The organism is Streptomyces coeruleorubidus (assembly GCF_028885415.1).
Lineage (GTDB): Bacteria > Actinomycetota > Actinomycetes > Streptomycetales > Streptomycetaceae > Streptomyces > Streptomyces coeruleorubidus_A.
The window spans coordinates 217,831-237,109 of record NZ_CP118527.1; the positions used below are offsets into that span (position 1 = coordinate 217,831).

General features: G+C 71.3%; 13 protein-coding genes and 9 pseudogenes. 13 read left to right on the plus strand and 9 right to left on the minus strand.

The window, feature by feature from the left end:
* The first annotated feature begins 129 nt into the window (after positions 1–129).
* Positions 130–477: a hypothetical protein gene (locus PV963_RS01120; RefSeq protein WP_274813749.1), complete on the plus strand. Its 348-nt coding sequence runs from the start codon at positions 130–132 to the stop codon at positions 475–477.
* 28 nt (positions 478–505) lie between these two features.
* On the opposite strand, the pseudogene PV963_RS01125 reads toward PV963_RS01120, so the two are convergent.
* A pseudogene (locus PV963_RS01125) lies at positions 506–1,487 on the minus strand (aldo/keto reductase).
* A gap of 229 nt (positions 1,488–1,716) precedes the next feature.
* Here PV963_RS01125 and PV963_RS01130 point away from each other — a divergent pair.
* Positions 1,717–3,343, plus strand: a pseudogene (locus tag PV963_RS01130) (cholesterol oxidase substrate-binding domain-containing protein); the annotation flags it as partial.
* 77 nt (positions 3,344–3,420) lie between these two features.
* Here PV963_RS01130 and PV963_RS01135 read toward each other — a convergent pair.
* Positions 3,421–4,631, minus strand: a pseudogene (locus tag PV963_RS01135) (FAD-dependent monooxygenase).
* A gap of 340 nt (positions 4,632–4,971) precedes the next feature.
* Between PV963_RS01135 and melC1 the strand changes: the two are divergent.
* Positions 4,972–5,334: an apotyrosinase chaperone MelC1 gene (gene melC1, locus PV963_RS01140; protein ID WP_274813751.1), complete on the plus strand. Its 363-nt coding sequence runs from the start codon at positions 4,972–4,974 to the stop codon at positions 5,332–5,334.
* A gap of 32 nt (positions 5,335–5,366) precedes the next feature.
* Positions 5,367–6,188: a tyrosinase MelC2 gene (gene melC2 / locus PV963_RS01145; RefSeq protein WP_274813753.1), complete on the plus strand. Its 822-nt coding sequence runs from the start codon at positions 5,367–5,369 to the stop codon at positions 6,186–6,188.
* A 22-nt stretch (positions 6,189–6,210) separates the two neighbouring features.
* Here melC2 and PV963_RS01150 read toward each other — a convergent pair.
* Positions 6,211–6,623: pseudogene (locus PV963_RS01150) on the minus strand ((R)-mandelonitrile lyase).
* Positions 6,624–6,684: 61 nt separating this feature from the next.
* The gene (locus tag PV963_RS01155; protein ID WP_274813755.1) at positions 6,685–7,005 is read right to left on the minus strand and encodes a carboxymuconolactone decarboxylase family protein; all 321 of its coding nucleotides are present in this window, start codon (positions 7,003–7,005) and stop codon (positions 6,685–6,687) included.
* Between the two features lie 149 nt (positions 7,006–7,154).
* On the opposite strand from PV963_RS01155, the gene PV963_RS01160 reads away from it, so the two are divergent.
* Together PV963_RS01160 and PV963_RS01165 are read left to right on the plus strand one after the other, a co-directional pair.
* The gene (locus tag PV963_RS01160) at positions 7,155–8,030 is read left to right on the plus strand and encodes a helix-turn-helix transcriptional regulator (protein ID WP_274813756.1); all 876 of its coding nucleotides are present in this window, start codon (positions 7,155–7,157) and stop codon (positions 8,028–8,030) included.
* Positions 8,031–8,229: 199 nt separating this feature from the next.
* Positions 8,230–9,324 carry an ABC transporter substrate-binding protein gene (locus PV963_RS01165; protein ID WP_274813757.1) on the plus strand — a complete coding sequence of 365 codons (1,095 nt, stop codon included), beginning with the start codon at positions 8,230–8,232 and terminating at the stop codon, positions 9,322–9,324.
* Positions 9,325–9,378: 54 nt separating this feature from the next.
* On the opposite strand, the gene PV963_RS01170 is transcribed toward PV963_RS01165, so the two are convergent.
* Together PV963_RS01170 and PV963_RS01175 are read right to left on the minus strand one after the other, a co-directional pair.
* Positions 9,379–10,080, minus strand: coding sequence for a ribonuclease H family protein (locus PV963_RS01170; RefSeq protein WP_274813758.1), 702 nt, complete (start codon positions 10,078–10,080; stop codon positions 9,379–9,381).
* 33 nt (positions 10,081–10,113) lie between these two features.
* Positions 10,114–10,910 (minus strand): annotated as a pseudogene (locus tag PV963_RS01175) (VOC family protein).
* Between the two features lie 140 nt (positions 10,911–11,050).
* On the opposite strand from PV963_RS01175, the pseudogene PV963_RS01180 reads away from it, so the two are divergent.
* From PV963_RS01180 to PV963_RS01190, 3 genes and pseudogenes are all read left to right on the plus strand, one after another.
* Positions 11,051–12,057, plus strand: a pseudogene (locus PV963_RS01180) (zinc-binding alcohol dehydrogenase family protein).
* A gap of 103 nt (positions 12,058–12,160) precedes the next feature.
* Entirely contained in the window at positions 12,161–13,063 is a 903-nt protein-coding gene (locus tag PV963_RS01185; protein ID WP_274813759.1) for an SGNH/GDSL hydrolase family protein, read from the plus strand.
* Positions 13,064–13,094: 31 nt separating this feature from the next.
* Positions 13,095–13,970: an aminoglycoside phosphotransferase family protein gene (locus PV963_RS01190; protein WP_274813760.1), complete on the plus strand. Its 876-nt coding sequence runs from the start codon at positions 13,095–13,097 to the stop codon at positions 13,968–13,970.
* 37 nt (positions 13,971–14,007) lie between these two features.
* On the opposite strand, the gene PV963_RS01195 is transcribed toward PV963_RS01190, so the two are convergent.
* Entirely contained in the window at positions 14,008–14,490 is a 483-nt protein-coding gene (locus PV963_RS01195; protein WP_274813761.1) for a VOC family protein, read from the minus strand.
* Positions 14,491–14,685: 195 nt separating this feature from the next.
* Between PV963_RS01195 and PV963_RS01200 the strand changes: the two are divergent.
* The 3 genes and pseudogenes from PV963_RS01200 to PV963_RS01210 form a co-directional block, all read left to right on the plus strand.
* Positions 14,686–15,579, plus strand: a pseudogene (locus tag PV963_RS01200) (epoxide hydrolase); the annotation flags it as partial.
* A 157-nt stretch (positions 15,580–15,736) separates the two neighbouring features.
* Complete coding sequence (locus PV963_RS01205) at positions 15,737–16,378, plus strand: ATP-dependent Clp protease proteolytic subunit (RefSeq protein WP_274813762.1); 642 nt, start codon at positions 15,737–15,739, stop codon at positions 16,376–16,378.
* Positions 16,378–16,980, plus strand: a complete 603-nt coding sequence (locus tag PV963_RS01210; RefSeq protein WP_274813763.1) for a ClpP family protease — start codon at positions 16,378–16,380, stop codon at positions 16,978–16,980. Before PV963_RS01205 ends, PV963_RS01210 begins: the two co-directional genes overlap by 1 nt.
* A gap of 20 nt (positions 16,981–17,000) precedes the next feature.
* On the opposite strand, the pseudogene PV963_RS01215 reads toward PV963_RS01210, so the two are convergent.
* Both PV963_RS01215 and PV963_RS01220 read right to left on the minus strand, forming a co-directional pair.
* Positions 17,001–17,427: pseudogene (locus tag PV963_RS01215) on the minus strand (helix-turn-helix domain-containing protein).
* Positions 17,428–17,552: 125 nt separating this feature from the next.
* The gene (locus PV963_RS01220) at positions 17,553–18,134 is read right to left on the minus strand and encodes a DinB family protein (protein ID WP_274813764.1); all 582 of its coding nucleotides are present in this window, start codon (positions 18,132–18,134) and stop codon (positions 17,553–17,555) included.
* Positions 18,135–18,281: 147 nt separating this feature from the next.
* Here PV963_RS01220 and PV963_RS01225 point away from each other — a divergent pair.
* Positions 18,282–19,167 (plus strand): annotated as a pseudogene (locus PV963_RS01225) (RNA polymerase sigma factor SigF).
* Positions 19,168–19,279 lie beyond the last annotated feature (112 nt).

Genomic DNA, 19,279 nt, shown 5'->3' on the forward strand with positions numbered 1-19,279 from the left:
AACGAAAGTGCTTCTCTCACGCGGGTTCCCCGTAAGCGGCCGTCGTCCCGGTCCGCGCGGCGGTTTGAGCGATCAGCGGACGGTTACACGGACGGCGACTGACGCACAGCCCGAGGAGGTCGTGGACGCATGTCCGGTACGCAGCTCACCGTCACGCTCAGCGGCGGGGGCGCCGACGACGCACGAGCGGTCGTCCGGGCCCTGGAAGGCACGTTCGGCGCGCCGGACGAGCTGCCCGCCGACGAGAACGCGACGGTGCACATGGCGACCTTCGACGGCGGCACGGACGCGAGTCCCGCCGGGAGTGCCGGGGCGGGCGCCGAGCGCCTGTCCGCCCCGGTGACCGTCACGGTGCAGGGCGCCCCGGAGGCGGTGCGGCGGGCGAGCGACACGCTCGCCCGGGCCTTCACGGCCCGCGACGACGGTGTCGCGTCCGGCGACCAGGAGCAGGAGAGGCAGCTGCTCCTGGTGCCGTGACGGGCCGGAACGGGACGCGAGGCCCTGCCTACCAGCGGGATTCGACCTGGTCCTTGATCCGCCGGTCGTAGAGGTCGCGGATCGCCGTCAGCGTCTCGCCGGACAGCTCCGGCAGACGGGCGGCGGCCGCGTTCGCGCGGGCCTGCTCGGGCGAGCGGCGCCGGGGATCACGGTGGTCACGCCGGGCTGGTCGATGATCCAGCGCAGGGCCAGCTGGGCCGGGGTGCAGCCCTCGGGGGCGAGCGCGGCGAACTCGGCGGCCGCCTCGACACCGGTGACGTAGTCGACGCCGGAGAAGGTCTCGCCCACGTCGAAGGACTCGCCGTGCCGGTTGTAGGTGCGGTGGTCGTTCTCGGGGAAGACCGTGTCCCGCGTGTACTTGCCCGACAGCAGGCCGGAGGCGAGCGGGACGCGGGCGATGATGCCGACGCCGGCCTCGCGGGCGGCGGGAGCACCTCGCGCAGGGGCTTCATGCGGAACGGGTTGAGGATGATCTGCACGCTCGCCACGTTCGGCCGGGCGATCGCGGTCAGCGCCTCGGCGCAGGTCTCGACGCTGACGCCGTACGCGGCGATCCGCTCCTCCTCGACCAGGGTGTCCAGGGCGTCGAACACCTCGTCCGTGGAGTAGACGGGCGTCGGCGGGCAGTGCAGCTGCACCAGGTCGATGCGGTCGACGCCGAGGTTGCGCCGGGAGCGGTCGTTCCAGGCGCGGAAGTTGTCGAGCACGTAGTTCTCGGGGATCTGGTCGACCCGGCGGCCCATCTTGGTGGCGACCAGCACGTGCAGGTCCGGCCTGCCGCCGAGGAACGCGGCGATGGTCTGCTCGCTGCGGCCGTCGCCGTACACGTCGGCGGTGTCGAAGAAGGTCACCCCGGCCTCGGCCGCCGCCTCGAGTACCGCGAGGGCTTCCTTGTCGTCGACGTCTCCCCAGTCGGCACCCAGCTGCCACGTACCGAGACCGACGACGGAAGCGTGCTGGCCCGACCTGTCGAATGTGCGCTCGTCCATGGGCGTCAGTCTGTCATCCGTCACGGCCGCGCGCGGACCGTCTCGCTCCTGGCCGCCACCCTCGCCCGATTCACTCACACGAGTGAATAGGTTCGACAGGGACGCGTCACGTGTCAACGGGCCTCTAGCGTGGCTCCATGTGACAACTGGCTCAGAGAGCAACTTCGGGTCGGACGAGGCGCGTTGGTCGCGCCGGGGTTTCCTCCTCACCGCGGCCGCGCTGGCCGCCGTGCCGGGGCTGCCGGCGGATCCGGCGGCAGCCGCGGCGGAGTTGCCGGACTTCCCCGAGGACGTCGCGCTGTACCGCTCGGCGTACCGGAACTGGGTCGGCGAGATCACCGCCGACGGCTTGTGGGCCTGTGCGCCGGGAAGCCCCGACCAGGTGGTCGACGTCGTCAACTGGGCCCGGCGGCACGGGTGGCGTGTGCGCGCCCGGGGCGCCTCGCACGGCTGGTCTCCCTGACGGTGACGGAGGGCACGCCGTCCGGCGCACCCGTCCTCCTCGTCGACACCGCGCCTCACCTGACCGGCCTCGCCCTGGACTCGCCGGCCGCCGTGCGCGCCGGCACCGGCGTGACCATGGAGGCCCTGCTCACCTTCCTGGAGGAGCACGGCCTCGGTGTCACGGCGGCTCCCGCTCCCGGTGTCCTCACCCTGGGCGGCGCCCTGGCGATCGACGCGCACGGCGCCGCCGTTCCCGCGCGGGGCGAGCGGCACCTGCCGGGCCACACGTACGGCTCGCTGAGCAACCTGATCCTGTCCCTGACGGCCGTGGTGTGGGACTCCCGGGCCGGCGCGTACGCGCTGCGCACGTTCCACCGTGACGAGGCGGACTGCGCCGCGCTGCTGGCCCATCTCGGGCGGTCCCTGGTGACCGAGGTGGTGCTGCGGGTGGGCGCGAACACCAACCTGCGGTGCGTGAGCCGTACGGACATCCCGGCCGGCGAACTGTTCGCCGCGCCCGGTTCCGGGAACGGGCGCACGTTCGCGAGCTTCCTGGAGGAGGCCGGGCGGGTCGAGGCGATCTGGTTCGCCTTCACCGAGCACCCCTGGCTGAAGGTGTGGAGCGTCTCCCCCACCCGGCCGCTGACCTCACGGCACGTGACACGGCCGTACAACTACCCGTTCTCCGACAACGTCCCGACCCCGGTGGCAAAGCTGGTGGGCCGGATGACGTCGGAGGCGGCCTGGTATCTGGCGCCGGTGCTCGGCACCGCGCAGTACGACGCGGCCGCGCTCGGGTTGGTGGCGACGCTGTCCGGCGACATCTGGGGCCGTCCAAGAACACGCTGCTGTATCTGAAGCCGACCACCCTGCGGGTCCACGCGAACGGCTACGCCGTGCTCACGTCCAGGGACCAAGTGCAGAAGGTCGTCTCCGAGTTCGTCGCGTTCTACGGGGAGCGGCTGGCGGCGTACGCGGCCCGGGGCAGCTTCCCCGTCAACGGGTCGGTGGAGATCCGGGTGACCGGACTGGACGACCCGGGCGACTCCGGGGTGGCCGGGGCCCGTCCGCCGCTGCTGTCCGCGCTCCGGCCGCGCGAGGACCGCCCCGAGTGGGACACGGCCGTGTGGCTGGACGTCCTGACGCTGCCGGGCACGCCGGACGCGGAGGCGTTCCTGCGCGATATCGAGCGGTTCCTGCTGCGCGCGTACGACGGCGACTCCGCCCTGACCCGGGTGGAGTGGTCCAAGGGGTGGGCGTACACGGACGACGGGGCGTGGAGCGACGAGGAGGTGCTGGGCTCGGTGGTGCCGGCCGCGGTCGGTGCGGCCGAGTGGGCCGAGGCGGACGCGGTGCTGGACCGGCTGGATCCGCACCGCGTCTACGGCAACGCCTTCCTGGACCGGCTGTTCGGGCAGGGCGCCGGGAGTGAGGTGCGCCCGCACGGCGGGCACGTGACGCTCCGAGAGCGGCATGCTTGCGCGGGCGCTCATTCGCGGGCGGCCAGCGCCCGCGCGTGCACGGTCCGCGCGACCTTCGGGCCCAGCCAGCGCTTGAACCGGCGCAGCGTCTCCAGCTGCCCGGCCGCCCGGTCGAGCCGGTAGTACAGGTGCGGCGGGACGTGGGCAGCAGGGGCGAGTGCCGCTGGCCGAGCAGGGCGAACATCCGCTCCGGCGGCAGCCGCATGTAACGCGGGAGGTTCTCGTACCACTGGGCGCTGTAGCGGGCCGCGCTCTGCACGGGCAGGAGGGCCGCCTTGCGTTCCCGTTCGTAGCGGGCGAGGGCCTGTGGGAGTGCGGAGTGCTCGCGCAGCGCGGCGGCCAGGGCGATCGCGTCCTCCAGGGCGAGGGTGGTGCCGGCGCCGATGGAGTAGTGCGTGGTGTGGGCGCAGTCGCCGAGCAGGACGAGGTTGTCGCGGTACCAGGTGCGGTTCGTGAGGGTGCGGAAGGTCTGCCAGGGCGTGCCGCCGGTGCCGCCGAGCAGGGGATGGCCGTCCAGGACGCCGGCGAAGAGCCTCTCCAGCAGTGCCCGCCCGTCGCCCTCGCTCGCCCGGTGCAGCCCCAGTCCGGTCCAGGTCTCGGGTGCGCACTCGATGACGCAGGTGCTGCGGTCGGGGCCGTATCCGTAGCCGTAGCACCAGATCCAGCCGTGATCGGTCTCGACGAAGGCGAAGGTGAAGGCGTCGAAGACCTTCGTGGTGCCGAGCCAGACGTACGGGTTGCGCCCGGTCGTGACCTCCGTGCCGAAGTGTGCGGCGTGGCGGGTGCGCAGGGCGCTGTGGACACCGTCGGCCGCCACGACCAGGTCGGCGTCGGCCGGCAGGCCGTCGGCGGTGATCTCGCGCCCGTACTCCAGGCGCACGCCGAGCTCGCGGGCCCGGGCGGCGAGGATCTCCAGCAGCCGGTGGCGGCCGATGCCGTGGCCTTGGTCGCCGCTGTGTCGGGCCGTCAGGTCCCGGACGTGGGCGACGCCGTCACGCCAGCGGACGGAGTCGCCGTCGAGGGCGCGCGCCGACTCGGGGTCCTGCTCGTGGAGTCGGTCGTACAGTCCGCGCCAGTACGTCACGCCCCAGCCGTAGGTCGAGCCCTCCGGGTCGCGTTCGTGGACGGTGATGTCGTGGGAGGGGTCCTGCCGCTTCAGCAGGATCGAGAGATACAGACCGGCGGGCCCGCCGCCGACACAGGCGACCTTCACGCACACCCCTGAGAATTACCGAGAGCTGTCAATTGCGTACGCAGAGTAGCAGGACAAGAGCATCATCGGCCGGGTCACCGAATCGCGTCAGATTCACGGCGTGACGCGCACCACGAGCGGCGGCCCGCACGGGGAGAAACATCCGTCACGACACCCCTCGCGGGCGGAACTTTCCGCTCCACACCGCTCGAACAAGCTCTCGCAGCAAGATCACCTTGGTTCAACCTTGCACGACATAAGGGGAATTGCCCGAATCACAGCCAACCGGCTCGCGTGGATTTCTCCCGGTACCGGACGGGCCGATAGGCATGCGGGGTCATCAGCCGAACGAACCCAGGAGGTCCGCATGCCGGAACTCAGCCGTCGCCGTGCGCTCACCGCCGCGGCCGTCGTCGCCGCTGCCGCGGGGACATGGCCGGCAAGCACCCCGGCCATGGCCGCCGGGCACCACGACTCCCACGGGACCTTCGACGAGGTCTACAAGGGCCGCCGGATACAGGGCCGTCCGGCCGCCGGCGCCGGTCACCACCACGGCGCGGGATACGCGGTGTTCGTCGACGGTGTGGAACTGCACGTGATGCGCAACGCCGACGGCACGTGGATCAGCGTCGTCAGCCACTACGACCCGGTGCCCACCCCGCGTGCCGCCGCCCGCGCCGCCGTGGACGAACTCCAGGGCGCGCCACTGCTGCCCTTCCCCGCCAACTGATCCGCCCCGAAAGGCATCTGGAGCACCCGCACATGACCGTCCGCAAGAACCAGTCCGCCCTGACCGCCGACGAGAAGCGGCGTTTCGTCGCCGCGCTCCTGGAGTTGAAGCGCAGCGGCCGCTACGACGAATTCGTCACGACGCACAACGCGTTCATCGTCTCCGACACCGACGACGGCGAGCGGACGGGACACCGCTCACCGTCCTTCCTGCCCTGGCACCGAAGATTCCTCCTGGAGTTCGAGCGGGCGTTGCAGTCGGTGGACGCGTCGGTGGCCCTGCCGTACTGGGACTGGACCGTCGACCGTTCGCCGCGCTCCTCGCTGTGGGCGCCCGACTTCCTCGGGGGCACCGGGCGCGAGCGGGACGGCCGGGTGACGGACGGACCGTTCTCCGCGTCCTCGGGGAACTGGCCGATCAACGTGCGGGTCGACGGCCGTACGTTCCTGCGGCGGGCCCTCGGTGCCGGAGGGCGTCAGCTGCCGACGCCGGCCGAGGCCGAATCGGTGCTGTCGATACCCACGTACGACATGGCGCCCTGGAACAGCGCCTCGGACGGTTTCCGCAATCACCTCGAAGGGTGGCGGGGCGTCAATCTGCACAACCGCGTCCACGTCTGGGTCGGCGGGCAGATGGCCACCGGGGTGTCCCCCAACGACCCGGTGTTCTGGCTGCACCACGCGTACATCGACAAACTGTGGGCCGAGTGGCAGCGGCGGCACCCCGGCTCCGGCTATCTGCCGGCCGCGGGCACGCCGAACGTGATCGACCTGCGCGAGACGATGAGGCCGTGGCACGACACGAGCCCGGCGGATCTGCTGGACCACACGGCGCACTACACGTTCGACGCCTGACGCCCAGGGGTGTTGCGGGCTGTCAGTGGCCGATGGCGGCCAGGGCGGCGGTGTACTGGTCGTCGGTGACGGGTTCCAGCCAGGTGGTGCCGTCCCCGCTCTCGTCACCGACGACCAGGGCGATGTGGGCCATGAGGGTGGTGTCGGTGGCGCCGTGCCAGTGCTCCTCGCCGGCGGGCACTTGACGGTCTCACCGGCGGTGATCCGCACCACGTCGCCGTCGCGGGTGCCGACCAGGCCGACGCCGTCGGTGATGTACAGGACCTGGCCCTTGGCGTGGGAGTGCCAGTTCGTCCGGGCACCGGGGGTGAAGCGCACCAGCGCGGACGCCAGGCGGGCCGGATCGGAGGGCGCCTCGATCGGGTTCAGGTAGACCTCGCCGGTGAAGCGCTCGGCCGGGGCCTTGACGGTGGGGGTTTCCGTGATGTGTTCCACGACTGTTCTCCTTGATCCGAAGAGGTGGCCGGGTGCGGGGGAGGCCGGGCGGCCCGGGGCGTCAGGACGCCAGCTCGTCGGCGATCTTCTTCAGCTGGTTGATCGCGGTCATGGCGTTGGGCCAGCCGGCGTAGAAGGCCAGGTGCGTGATCGCCTCGGACAGCTCTTCCACCGTGAGCCCGTTCTCCAGCGCCACAGCCAGGTGGTACGGCAGCTGCTCGCTGCGGTACAGCGCGGCAAGCACGCTGACCGTCACCAGGCTCCGGTCCCGCGGGGACAGTTCAGCGCGTTCCCATACATCACCGAAAAGCACATGGTTGGTGACTTCGACGAGCTTCGGCGCGATCTGGGTCAGCTCCTGAGGCGCGGATTGCTTCGCCATCTCATGACTCCCTGCAATGACTTCGAGTACGTTTCGGTGGCGCCGCTGCCTTCGAGGAAACCGCAGGCCAAGCGGGCGGGGAAGGCACGGTCGTTCCAGGTACTGACAGGCCCCCCCTCATCCGGGCCGACCGGCCTAGCCTGGAGCGTGTGAGTACCGAGAGCGACATCCGCGAGTTCCTCGCCTCCCGGCGCGCGAAGATCACCCCACAGCAGGCCGGTCTGCCTGCCTACGGCGGCAACCGGCGCGTGCCAGGGCTGCGGCGTGAGGAGGTCGCGCTGCTCGCCGGGGTCAGCGTCGACTACTACGTCCGTCTGGAGCGCGGGCACCTGGCCGGGGCTTCCGAGGAGGTCCTCGACTCCGTCGCGAACGCCCTGCGGCTGGATGACGCCGAGCGCGCCCACCTGTACGACCTGGCCCGCGCCGTCGCCAGACGTCCCGCCCGCCGCACGAAACACGCCCCCGGCCCGCTGCCGGACAGTGTGCTGCGGGTCCTGGACTCCATGACGGACTCCCCGGCCTTCATCCGCAACGGCCGCCTCGACATCCTCGCCGTCAACCGCCTGGGGCGCGCGCTGTACGCACCCCTGTTCGCCGATCACGGCGTTCAGACGGTCAACATCGCCCGCTTCCAGTTCCTGAACCCCGCGGGCAGGGACTTCTTCCCCGATTGGGAGGAGTCCCTGAACACCACGGTGTCCCTGCTGCGCACGGAGGCCGGACGGGCTCCCGGCGACACCGGCCTGACCGGGCTGATCGGTGAACTCGTCACCCGCAGCGAGGAGTTCCGTACCGCGTGGGCCAAGCACAACGTGCGCCTGCACCACACCGGCCGCAAGGCCTTCCGCCACCCGGCCATCGGCGAGATGACGCTCGACTTCGACGCGATGGAACTGCCCTCGCAGCCGGGCCTGACCCTGACCGCCTATTCCGCGGAGCCCACCACCCCGGCCCACGACGCGCTGCACCTGCTGGCCGCGTGGGCGTCCGCCGAGGACGTGTCCGCCGCCGCCGACCGCGGCTGAACAGCGTCCTCGGCCGCGGGTTTTCGTTCACCGCGGGTCAGCCGACGCCTCGCTGCGCCGGCTGCGCACGGACACGATCGACCTCTTCTGCCAGCACACGTGCGCCACGTCGGCAAGTTGAACGACCGCCTGTTCCCCCGACAGCTCAGCGGACAAATAACCGGTTGCCTGTTGGTGATGGCGGTGGATCAATGTCGGCATGATCACCCGCATGCGGACTGACGGATCAGCCGTCCGGATCGGCGCTCTCGTTCCGCTGACTCGGCCTGGCTGGGTCGAGGCAGGCCAACACCTGCTCGCCGGACTCGAGTCGGCCGTTCGGGACGTCAATGACGCCGGCGGGATCGTCGGAAGACCGCTCGAACTGGTGGTCCGAGACACCGCGGCTGATCCGCAGAGAGCCGCGGCAGCCGTGGACGAACTGGCTCGCCTGGGTGTGGCTGCCCTCGCAGGGGAGTATCACAGCGTCGTCGCTCGCGCCGCTGCCGGCAGGGCCGACGCCCTCGGCCTGCCGTTCCTCTGCTCGTCAGCGGTTCTCGACGCACTCACCGACCAGCCGACGGAATGGGTCGCGCGCCTCTCCCCGCCGCAGTCCCGCGGCTGGCAGGTCTACGCGGACTTCCTCCTCGGCGCGGGCCACAGCCGGATCGCCGTAGCAGCACAGAAGAGTGTCTACTGGGCCTCCGGGACCCTCATTCTTCGGGAGCACCTCGCTTCACGCGGCGGCACCGTCATCGAACTCGACATGAGCGCGCTCACCCCCACGGCCGTGTGCGACGAACTCGTCGGCCATCGCGCGACAGCCCTCCTCCTTCTGGTCGGCCACCCTGAGCCGGCCGTGCCGATCGTCACGTCTGTCCGCCGCGACCAGCGCCTCGCCGAGATCATGATCGGTGCTCCGGCCGGGCAACCGGAGTTCGCCGGGTGGGCGACGTTGCTGGGCGACGACGGCGCCGCGATCCCGTTCTTGCGCTATCTGCCCGAGCGCCTCAGCCCACTCGGTGCACGAGTCGAGAAGGCCCTCCGCGAGCGGCTGGGCGAAGCGCCCTCGTTCGTCGCCTTCGAGGGCTATGACACGGTCGCCGTCCTCGCCGATGTGCTGCGTTCTCACGGCGTGGACCGGGGGCGCACCGCCGAATCCTGGCCGCGCGTCGCGGTCGAAGGCACCCGCGGGCAGATCCGGTTCTCCCGCACGCCAGGCATCAGCGTGTGGCAATGGGCCTCGGCGCCGGTCCAAGTCGTTGATCGAGATCCGGCGGAACCCGATCGCTTTCGGGTCCTCCATGCCGGCTGAGAGAGCAGAGAGGTCCGACTGCACTCCGCGTCCGGGCGGCCCGCGCCTCTCCGGTCAGACGGTCTCGGCCGTGCGGCACTCCGGGTGGCCCCAGCCGCTGTCGTTCTTGGCGATGGACTCACCGGCCGCGTAGGAGCGGCCGCACTGGCAGCGGCCGGGGAACTTGGCCTTGATGGTGCGCGAGGAGGCCTTCGCGGTGCGGGCCGAGCCGCCGCGCGACCGGGAGCGCGGGGCCTTGGCCGACGGGATGTCCGGGGCGGGCGGCGGCTCCGGGGAGCCGAGGGCGCTGCCCGCGGGCTCCTGGACGATGGCGGCCTGGCTGGCCGCGCGGTCGGCGAAGTCGTTGAGCCGGTCGCCGTCGACCTGGTGGGCGGGCACGTAGCGGAACTCGACCGAGCGGCCCTCCAGGAGCTCGTCGATGCGCACGACGAGGTCCTGGTTGGCGACCGGCTTCCCGCCGGACGTCTTCCAGCCGTTGCGCTTCCAGCCGGGCAGCCAGGTGGTGACGGCCTTCATCGCGTACTGCGAGTCCATCCGGATCTCGAGCGGCACGTCCGGGTCGGTCGCCGTCAGCAGGCGCTCCAGCGCGGTGAGTTCCGCGACGTTGTTGGTGGCCCTGCCGAGCGGCCCCGCCTCCCAGCGCTCCGGGCTCTCGGAAGCATCGGCGACGACCCAGGCCCAGCCCGCGGGCCCGGGATTTCCCTTCGAAGCCCCGTCACACGCGGCCACAACACGTTCACGCATGGACCCGATCATGCCATGACCGCATGGGCCGTCCGGCCGGAGGTCTCAGCTCACATCGGTCGTCTTCGGCATCTCGCCCTCGGTCCTGGTGATGTCGATGACCGAGAAGTTGGCGCCCTGCGGATCACTGAGGGAAGCGAACCGGCCGAACGGGGTGTCCATGGGCCCGAAGCGCAGGACGCCACCGAGCTTGGTGGCCTTCGCGACGGCGTCGTCGCAGTCCTCGACGGCGAAGTAGACGTTGATGTACGGCGGCACCTCGGGCGGGAAGTCTTCCGTCATCTTCATCCGGCCCAGCACGGTGCGGTCGCCGAGGTCGTAGATCCGGAAGTCCATCTGCTCGTGCTCCATCTCCTTCTGCGTGTAGGAGAAGACGGCGGGGAAGAACGCGTCGGACTTCTCGGGCTCGCGGGTGAAGACCTCCGCCCACGTGTAGGCACCCGGTTCGGCCATCGTGTCGAAGCCCTCATGGGTGCCCGCCTGCCACACACCGAAGACGACACCGCCGGGTCGCGGGCCAGGCACATGGTACCGAAGTCGCCGACCCGCATCGGCTCCATCAGCACCTCGCCGCCGTGGTCACGGATCCGGGCGGCGGTGGCGGCGGCGTCCCGGGCCGCGAAGTACAGGCACCACTGCGACTGGCCCTCCTGGCCCGGCATGGGCGGGACGACGGCGGCGACCGCCTTGCCGTTCGCATACGCCTCGGTGTAGTTGCCGAACTCCGTCGACGCCTCGGCGAAGGTCCAGCCGAGGACGTCTCCGTAGAAGCTCTTGGCCCCTTCGAGGTCACTGAACATCGCGTCGGCCCAGCACGGGCTTCCTTCAGGTTGCACGGCCATGACTGCGGCCCTCTCCGAATGGGTGGATAGTCCGTTTCCTCACGCTAATCACCCGCGGGGCGGCCCGAACGGGCGGTTCCGTCGCAGACTGGGCGAGGGGCTTCGGCAGGACGGGGAGCGGCGGCATGGCGGACGGGACGATGCTCGCGTGGTCGGTGGTACGGCCGGGCCCTGTCGAGGAGGGGTCCCTGCGGCTGGTCGGGAAACCGGTGCCGGTGCCCGCGGACGACGAGCTGCTGGTGCGTGTGCGCGCATGCGGGGTGTGCCGCACCGACCTGCACGTCGTCGAGGGTGACCTGCCCGTGCGGCGGGCGGGCGTCACGCCCGGTCACGAGGTCGTCGGGGTGGTGGCCGGGGCGGGCGCGGCGGTGCGCGGCTTCGCGGTGGGCGACCGGGTCGGTGTGGCCTGGCTGCGCCGCACCGACGGCAGCTGCGCGTACTGCGCGCGCGGCGCGGAGAACCTGTGTCCCCGCTCCGAGTACACGGGTTGGTGCGCCGACGGCGGCTACGCGCAGTACACGACGGTGCCGGCGGCGTTCGCCTACCGGCTGCCGGACGGCGTGCCGGACGTGGCCCTGGCTCCCCTGCTGTGCGCGGGCATCATCGGCCACCGGGCGCTGCGGCGGGCCGGGCTGCCGCCCGGGGGACGGCTCGGGCTGTACGGCTTCGGGGGCAGCGCCCATCTGTGCGCGCAGGTGGCGCTCGCCGAGGGCGCCACCGTGCACGTCATGACGCGCGGTGCGGCCGCCCGGCGGCTGGCACTGGAGCTGGGCGCGGCCTCCGCGCAGGACGCGTACGCGAAGCCGCCGGAGCCGCTGGACAGCGCGATCCTGTTCGCCCCGCCGGCGAGCTGGTCCCGGTCGCCCTGCGCGCCCTGGACCGCGGCGGTGTCCTGGCCATCGCCGGCATCCACCTCACCGACACGCCTCCCCTGCACTACGAGACCGAGCTCTTCTACGAGAAGCAGGTGCGCAGCGTCGCCTCCAACACACGCGAGGACGGCCGCGAGTTCCTGACCCTCGCGGCGAGGTACGGCGTACGCGCGACCACCCATCCGTATCCGCTGTCGAGGGCCGTGGAGGCGCTCACGGATCTCAGGGCCGGGCGGTTCGACGGGGCGGCGGTGCTGGTGAACGACTTGTCGTGAACTCCGCGAGCGGGCCGACCGTGGCCGACGCGTGTCTTCCCCCTGGGGTCCGGCTGTGCTTGCCTGGTGAGCCGTTTCACCGGCCCGGGGCGGGAGTTGCCGTATGCGCAGACCGTGGATCGTGGGTGTGCTGGTGGCGGGGTTGCTGCTCGGTGCGTGCGGCGATCCGTCGTCCGGGCCCGAGGCTCCCCCGCCGTCCGCTCCGGAGGTGTCCGCGACCACCCACCAGCGTGCCCCGGCCTCCCCCAGCGCCCGGGCCCCCGTGAAGGCGCCCACCGTGCTGTACCTCGGCGACTCGCTCGCCATGGAGAACCACAAGGTCCTCGGCCAGGAGCTGCGCCGGGACCTGCGCGCGAAGTACACGAGCGCCCCCTACTCGGGCACCACCCTGTGCGACTACCTGGAGGGCACGGCCGAGCGGTCCCTCGTACCGGCCCGGGACAAGGCGGCCGCCCTGGTGCGGTCGCTGCGTCCGGACTTCGTGGTGCTGCAGTTCTGGGGCAACGCCTGGGACTTCACCTGGTGCATGGACGGGATCACGTACGACGGTGCGCGACAGCGGTACTTCAAGCGGTACGAGGCCGACGCGCGCAGGCTCGTCGAGCAGATCACGACGGCCGGCGGCTCCCACCGGCCGCGGATCGTGTGGGTGCTCCAGGGCCCGGATCCGATCACGCCCGACCGGGTGCGCCGGGTGAACGGCCTGTACGAGCGGCTGGCCGCCACCTCGGGAGGCATCGTCGCCGACGCCGGGAGGGCGGTGAGTCCGGGCTCGGGCCGCTACACCTGGACGCAGTACCTCCCGTGCACCACCTACGAGCGTGCCCACCCCGACTACTGCACTCAGCCGTCGCGCGACCGGACGGCCCTGCACCGGGACGACGACTACCTGCACTTCTGCCTGGCCCCCACGACGTCCACACCGAAGCCCTGCCCGGTCCGCTCCCCCGGCATCCTGCGCATCGCCCGGGAGATCACGAAAACCATTCGACAGTCGGCGAGTTGACCGCTCGAATGGCGGCATGTGCGCGGTGCGAATGCATGAGGACGAGGTGGACATCGACGTCTCGCTCGTCGGCCGGCTGATCGCGGGACGGTTCCCGCGGTGGGCAGGACTGCCCCTGCGGCGCCTGGAGTCCTCCGGGACGGAGAACGCCATGTTCCGCCTCGGCGCGGACAAGGTCGTACGGCTCCCCCGGCATCCACGCGCCGTCGACGCCATCACGCACGAACTGCGCTGGCTGCCGCGGCTGGCACCCGGGCTGCCCGCCGCCGCGCCCGAACCCCTCGGGCAGGGTGAGCCCGGCGAGGACTTCCCGTGGCCCTGGGCGGTGTACGGCTGGCTGGAGGGTCACAACCCGGTGCCCGGCACGCTGGAGGAACCCCGGCTGCTCGCCGAGGACCTGGGGGCGTACGTCACCGCCCTGCGCCGGATCGACGCGGCGCAGGGCCCGATCGGGTACCGGGGTGTGCCGCTGGCGACCCGGGACCGGTTCATGCGTGAGGCGCTCGCGCAGCTGGCGGGGCGGATCGACACCGCTGCGGTGACGGACCTGTGGGAACAGGCCCTGCGCGCCCCGGAGTACGCCGGGCCGCCGGTCTGGGCGCACGGCGACCTGATGGCCGGGAACCTGCTGGTCAGGGACGGACGGCTGACCGGCGTGATCGACTACGGCACGGTGGGGGTGGGCGATCCCGCCGTCGACCTGATCAGCGCCTGGTGTCTGCTGCCCGCCGAGGTCCGCGGCGTCTTCCGCGAGGCCGTGGGCGCGGACGAGGCCGAGTGGGCGCGAGGCCGGGGCTGGGCCCTGTCGATCGCGGTCATCGCGCTGCCGTACTACTGGGAGACGAACCCGCCGGTCGCGGCGAACTCGCGGCATGTGATCGGGGAGATCGTGGCCGAGTCCCGGTAGGGGCAGAAGGGCTTCCTGCCCCTGTCCGGGGAGCGCGTCATTCGCCCGCGTACGCCTTGTCCAGGGCGGCGATGTCGAACTTGCTCATGGCCATGAACGCCTGGGTCACGCGGGCCGCCTTCGCCGGGTCCGGGTCGGTGATCATGTCGTCGAGCCGGTCGGGGACGACCTGCCAGGACACGCCGTACCGGTCCTTGAGCCAGCCGCAGGGGCCGGGCTCGCCGCCGTTCTCGGTGAGCTTGGCCCAGTAGTAGTCGATCTCCTCCTGGTTCTCGCAGAAGATCATGAAGGAGACCGCCTCGGTGAACTTGAACTGGGGGCCGCCGTTGAGTCCGAGGAACTTGTGGCCGTTGGCCGTGAACTCGACGGTCATCACACTGCCGGCCGGCTGGAGCGCTCCCTCGGGGTAGCGGGCGATCTTTCCGACACTGGAGTTCTTGAAGACCGAGACGTAGAAGTGGGCAGCCTCCTCGGCCTGGCCGTCGAACCAGAGACACGTGGTGAAACCGTCGGATGCCATGAGTACCTCCCGGAGCGGTGGATCGCTGTCATCCGTGTCGACCGGTCCACGCCGGGAAACTCATCGGCCGGGCGGGTGATTATTTCGGTGGGGCGGCGTCGAGGCCCGCGCCTGGCATCGCGGTCATGACGACGTCCTCACCCGCCGACAGCGGCATCCGGCCCTTCCGCCTCGACATACCGCAGAGCGACCTCAGCCGCCGAGGCGCGGCTGAACGAGTGGCCGCAGTTCACGACCACGATCGACGGTGCGACCGTCCGCTTCGCCCACGTCCGGTCCCCCGAGCCGGACGCCACCCCGCTGATCATCACCCACGGCTGGCCCGGCTCGATCGTGGAGTTCCTCGACGTGGTCGGTCCGCCGGCCGATCCCGCCGCGCACGGGGGTGATCCGGCCGACGCGTTCCACGTGGTGGTGCCGGGCATCCCGGGGTTCGGGCTGTCCGGGCCGACCCGGGAGACGGGCTGGGAGGCGGGCCGGGTCGCCGACGCGTGGGCCGAGCTGATGCGGCGGCTCGGCTACGAGCGGTTCGGCGCGCAGGGCGGCGACTGGGGCGCGGCGATCTCCCGCGAACTGGGGCGGGCCATCCCGACCGCGTGATCGGCGTGCATCTCAATCTGCTGCCGGGCGGCCAGCAGGTCACCGAGCCGACGTCGGAGGAACTGGTCGCGCTCGGCCCCGAGGAGCAGGAGCGCACCGTCACCTCGTGGCGGCGCTGGCGCGACTGGTCCCGCGAGGGCACGGGGTACGCCGTGCGCCAGTCGACCCGGCCGCAGACCCTGGCGTACGCGCTCGCGGACTCGCCCGTCGGGCAACTCGCCTGGATCGTCGAGAAGTTCCGGGAGTGGCCGGACTCGGAGGAGCTGCCGGAGGAGGCGGTCGACCGGGACCGGCTGCTCACCAACGTGATGCTGTACTGGCTGACCGGGACGGCGGGTTCGTCCGGGACCTACTACGAGCGGGCACACGGAGAACCTCGTGCGCTGGACGGAGTTCGACCGCGGCGGGCACGTCGCGGCGATGGAGGAGCCCGACCTGCTGGTCGGTGATGTCCGGGCCTTTTTCCGGGAGTTGCGCGAGAAGGGCTGACAGCTGCCGTAGGAGGGCCGCTCTGCCGGGAGCGGATCTGCCGAGGGCAGAGAAACGGTCTGCGAGCATCGTCCGAGGTCAAGAGTGGAGTCGACGGCGCGTCCGCGGCAGGTCCGCGGCACGTCCGCCGGAACTTCTGCCACGACGAGGAGAACCGATGACTCCACTCACGACGCTCGCCCCGCGGGCGGAGGAGGGCGACACCCCTCCGACCCGGTTCGACGACCATCTGGCCGCCCAACTGCTCGCGCAGCGCATCGTGCTGCTGGGCACGCAGGTGGACGAGGTCTCCGCGAACCGGGTCTGTGCCCAGCTGCTGATCCTGTCCGCGGAGGACCCGCGCACCGACATCAGCCTGTACATCAACAGCCCCGGCGGCTCGGTGCACGCGGGCCTGGCCATCTACGACACGATGCGGCTGATCCCCAACGACGTCTCCACCCTGGCCATGGGCTTCGCCGCCAGCATGGGCCAGTTCCTGCTCTGCGTCGGCACGCCGGGCAAGCGCTACGCCCTGCCGAACGCGCGCGTGATGATGCATCAGCCGTCAGGGGGCATCGGCGGCACCACCGCCGACATCGAGATCCAGGCGCAGAACCTGGAGTTCACCAAGCGGACCATCGAGCGGATCACCGCCGAGCACACCGGGCAGACCCCGGAGACCATCTCCCGGGACGGCGACAGGGACCGCTGGTTCACGGCCGAGGAGGCCAGGGAGTACGGCATGGTGGACCGGGTCCTGGAGTCCCTCGCGGACATCCGCCCGGCGGCCACCCGGCGCAGGATGGGGCTTCAGTGATGGGTACGTACACGATTCCGAACGTCGTCGAGCGCACCCCGCAGGGCGAGCGGTCCTACGACGTGTTCAGCCGGCTGCTGTCCGAGCGGATCATCTTCCTCGGCACCGAGATCGACGACGGCGTCGCCAACGTCGTCATCGCACAGCTCCTCCACCTGGAGTCGTCGTCCCCGGAGAGCGAGATCTCGATCTACCTCAACTCCCCCGGCGGCTCCTTCACTTCGCTCATGGCCATCTACGACACCATGACGTACGTGCAGGCACCGATCTCGACGTTCTGCGTCGGCCAGGCGGCCTCCACGGCGGCCGTGCTGCTGGCCGGCGGGGATACAGGGCGGCGGTTCGTGCTGGAGCACGCCCGCGTGCTGCTCGGCCAGCCGGCCACGGGCGGCGCGCGCGGCACGGCGTCCGACCTGTCGCTCCAGGCCAAGGAGATGGTGCGGATCCGCTCCCAGGTGGAGGAGGTGCTGTCCCGGCACACCCACCACGACGTGGCGACCCTGCGGGCCGACATGGACCGCGACAAGGTGTTCACCGCGCAGGAGGCGGTGGGCTACGGGCTGGCCGACGAGGTGCTCAGCCGGCGCCCCGTGCGGGTCTGAGGCGCCGGCCGGCCACCGGTTCAGGCGGCCATGCACAGTCCCTCGGACGACGAGGGGACGCCCCGCGGCGGCTGCCGACCGGGTAGCGCGACGTGACGCGGGTCAGTTCGCCCTGCGCCCTCGACAGCAGGTCGCCGAGGCTCAGTCCGAGGGCGTGGGCGGCGGCCGCGAGGACCTCCGATGAGGCCTCCTTGCGGCCGCGCTCCACCTCCGACAGGTACGGCATGGAGATCCGCGCCTCGTCGGCGACGTCCTTCAACGTGCGCTCCTGTGCGAGACGTTCACGCCGCAGGACGTCACCGACCAGGTCACGCCACAGGGCTCCTTCGGGGCGGGAGCCGGCGGCCCCTGGCGTGGCGGGGCGGTGGCCGGACGGGTGGCCTGGGGGCGCGATCCGGGCGGGCGAAGGGGGATGACGCGGGCTTCGTTCGGCACGTGGTTGCTCACTTCTCCAGCCTAGGAGTCGTGCTCGTCAGGGGAAGGGTCCGGCATTCCGCCCTGGGTGGAATCGCCGAACGGGCAGGTCGCCAGGTGACGTTGGGAGACCGTGACTCCGCCCGGCGGTCCGTCTGCTACTGGCCCACGCGCCCGTCGATCCGCTCGCGCAGGAAGTCCGCGTGGCCGTTGTGCCGTGCGTACTCCTCGATCATGTGCACCAGCACTTCCCGCAGCGTGATCGTCTCGTCGTCGACCGTGCCCGTGACCTCCAGGCTCGGTGCCTCGGCCACCAGACGTTCCGCGAACGCGATCTCGCCCCGCCAGGCGGCCCAGGCCGCGGCGACGGTCCCCGGGTCGGGCACGGCACCGGTGAAGTCGGCGTTCGGTTCGTCCTGTGTGCGGTAGAGGCGGGGTACGTCCTGCCCGGCCATGACGCGGCGGAACCAGGTGTGCTCCATCTCGGCCAGATGACGTACGAGTCCCAGCAGCGACAGGTCGGACGGCGGTACGGAACGGCGGGCCATGGCCTCGGCGTCCAGTCCGGCGCACTTCAGCTCCAGCGTCAGCCGCTGGTCGCGCAGGTATCCGACGAGGGTGTCGTGCTCCCCCGTGTAGCCGCTGTCGCTGCGCGGATCGTCGTCCGGGTGGACGAACATGTCCCACCAGCCGAAATTCCGCCCGTGCGGCGCGGATCCCGCTTGCTCGGTGTCGGTCATGGGGGTGAGCATCGACGGCCCGGGCCGCCGCACGCCACCGTTTTTCCGCCGCTCGGCAGATCGACGGGCATGTGTAGCACCTATCCGGGTACCCGCAACTCGGAAGGACCCAGGCAGATGTCCGCAGTGACGTTCATGGGAGAGGTAATGGAGTCCGCCGTGATCCGGTCAAAGGCACAGGTCGTCGAAGAGAACGCGGAGGCCGGCACGGGTGACGGAGCACTGCCGGGAGTCGTGGACCGCGGTCCGTGGCTCCGCGGGACGCCAGGGAGCTGTCCCGCCAGTTCTTCCAGCGCCTGACGGAACTCGAAGAGGGCACGCACGAGTACCAGTACGCGCGCAACACGCTGATCGAGATGAACATGTCGCTCGTGCGGTTCGCGGCCGGCCGGTTCCGGGCCGCGGCGACGACATGGAGGACATCGTCCAGACCGGCATGATCGGCCTGATCAAGGCCATCGACCGGTTCGAGCTGTCGCGCGAGGTCGAGTTCACCTCCTTCGCGCTGCCGTACATCGTCGGTGAGATCAAGCGGTTCTTCCGGGACACGACGTGGGCGGTGCACGTGCCACGGCGGCTGCAGGAACTGCGGGTGGAGCTGGCCAAGGCCCGCGAGGAACTCGCCAGCCGGCTGGACCGCGAGCCCACGGTCACCGAGCTGGCCACGCTGATGAACATCTCCGAGAAGGAGGTCGTCGAGGGGCAGATCGCCGCCAACGGCTACAACTCGTCGTCGCTGGACGCCGCGCTCACCGGCGACGGCCCGGAGGGCGGCGAGGCGGTCCTGGCCGACTTCATCGGCGTGGAGGAGGACGGGCTGCGGCTCGTCGAGGACTTCCACTCGCTCGCCCCGCTGATGGCGGAGCTGAGCGAGCGTGACCGGCAGATCCTCCACATGCGGTTCGTGGAGGAGGCCACACAGGCGGAGATCGGGGAGCGGCTGGGCTGCTCGCAGATGCACGTCTCCCGCCTGATCAAGCGGATCATCACGCGACTGCGCGAGGGCATGCTGGGCGAGCTGGGCTGCGCCTGACGCGGCCGGCGGGCCAGCGGGTGCCGTCCCCGCGTGCGGGAGTGGGACGGCACCCGCCTCTGTGTCGGCTCCGGGAGTCCGGGCACTGTGTCGGCTCCGGGGGTCCGGGACT

Bases quoted from the DNA above. Each gene is read 5' to 3' on its own strand.
- melC1 (WP_274813751.1), top strand. From the start codon at position 4,972: ATGCCGGAACTCAGCCGTCGCCGTGCGCTCACCGCCGCGGCCGTCGTC.
- PV963_RS01120 (WP_274813749.1), top strand. From the start codon at position 130: ATGTCCGGTACGCAGCTCACCGTCACGCTCAGCGGCGGGGGCGCCGAC.
- PV963_RS01190 (WP_274813760.1), top strand. From the start codon at position 13,095: ATGCATGAGGACGAGGTGGACATCGACGTCTCGCTCGTCGGCCGGCTG.
- PV963_RS01205 (WP_274813762.1), top strand. From the start codon at position 15,737: ATGACTCCACTCACGACGCTCGCCCCGCGGGCGGAGGAGGGCGACACC.
- PV963_RS01155 (WP_274813755.1), bottom strand. From the start codon at position 7,005: ATGGCGAAGCAATCCGCGCCTCAGGAGCTGACCCAGATCGCGCCGAAG.
- PV963_RS01220 (WP_274813764.1), bottom strand. From the start codon at position 18,134: ATGACCGACACCGAGCAAGCGGGATCCGCGCCGCACGGGCGGAATTTC.
- melC2 (WP_274813753.1), top strand. From the start codon at position 5,367: ATGACCGTCCGCAAGAACCAGTCCGCCCTGACCGCCGACGAGAAGCGG.
- PV963_RS01185 (WP_274813759.1), top strand. From the start codon at position 12,161: ATGCGCAGACCGTGGATCGTGGGTGTGCTGGTGGCGGGGTTGCTGCTC.
- PV963_RS01210 (WP_274813763.1), top strand. From the start codon at position 16,378: ATGGGTACGTACACGATTCCGAACGTCGTCGAGCGCACCCCGCAGGGC.
- PV963_RS01165 (WP_274813757.1), top strand. From the start codon at position 8,230: ATGATCACCCGCATGCGGACTGACGGATCAGCCGTCCGGATCGGCGCT.
- PV963_RS01170 (WP_274813758.1), bottom strand. From the start codon at position 10,080: ATGATCGGGTCCATGCGTGAACGTGTTGTGGCCGCGTGTGACGGGGCT.
- PV963_RS01195 (WP_274813761.1), bottom strand. From the start codon at position 14,490: ATGGCATCCGACGGTTTCACCACGTGTCTCTGGTTCGACGGCCAGGCC.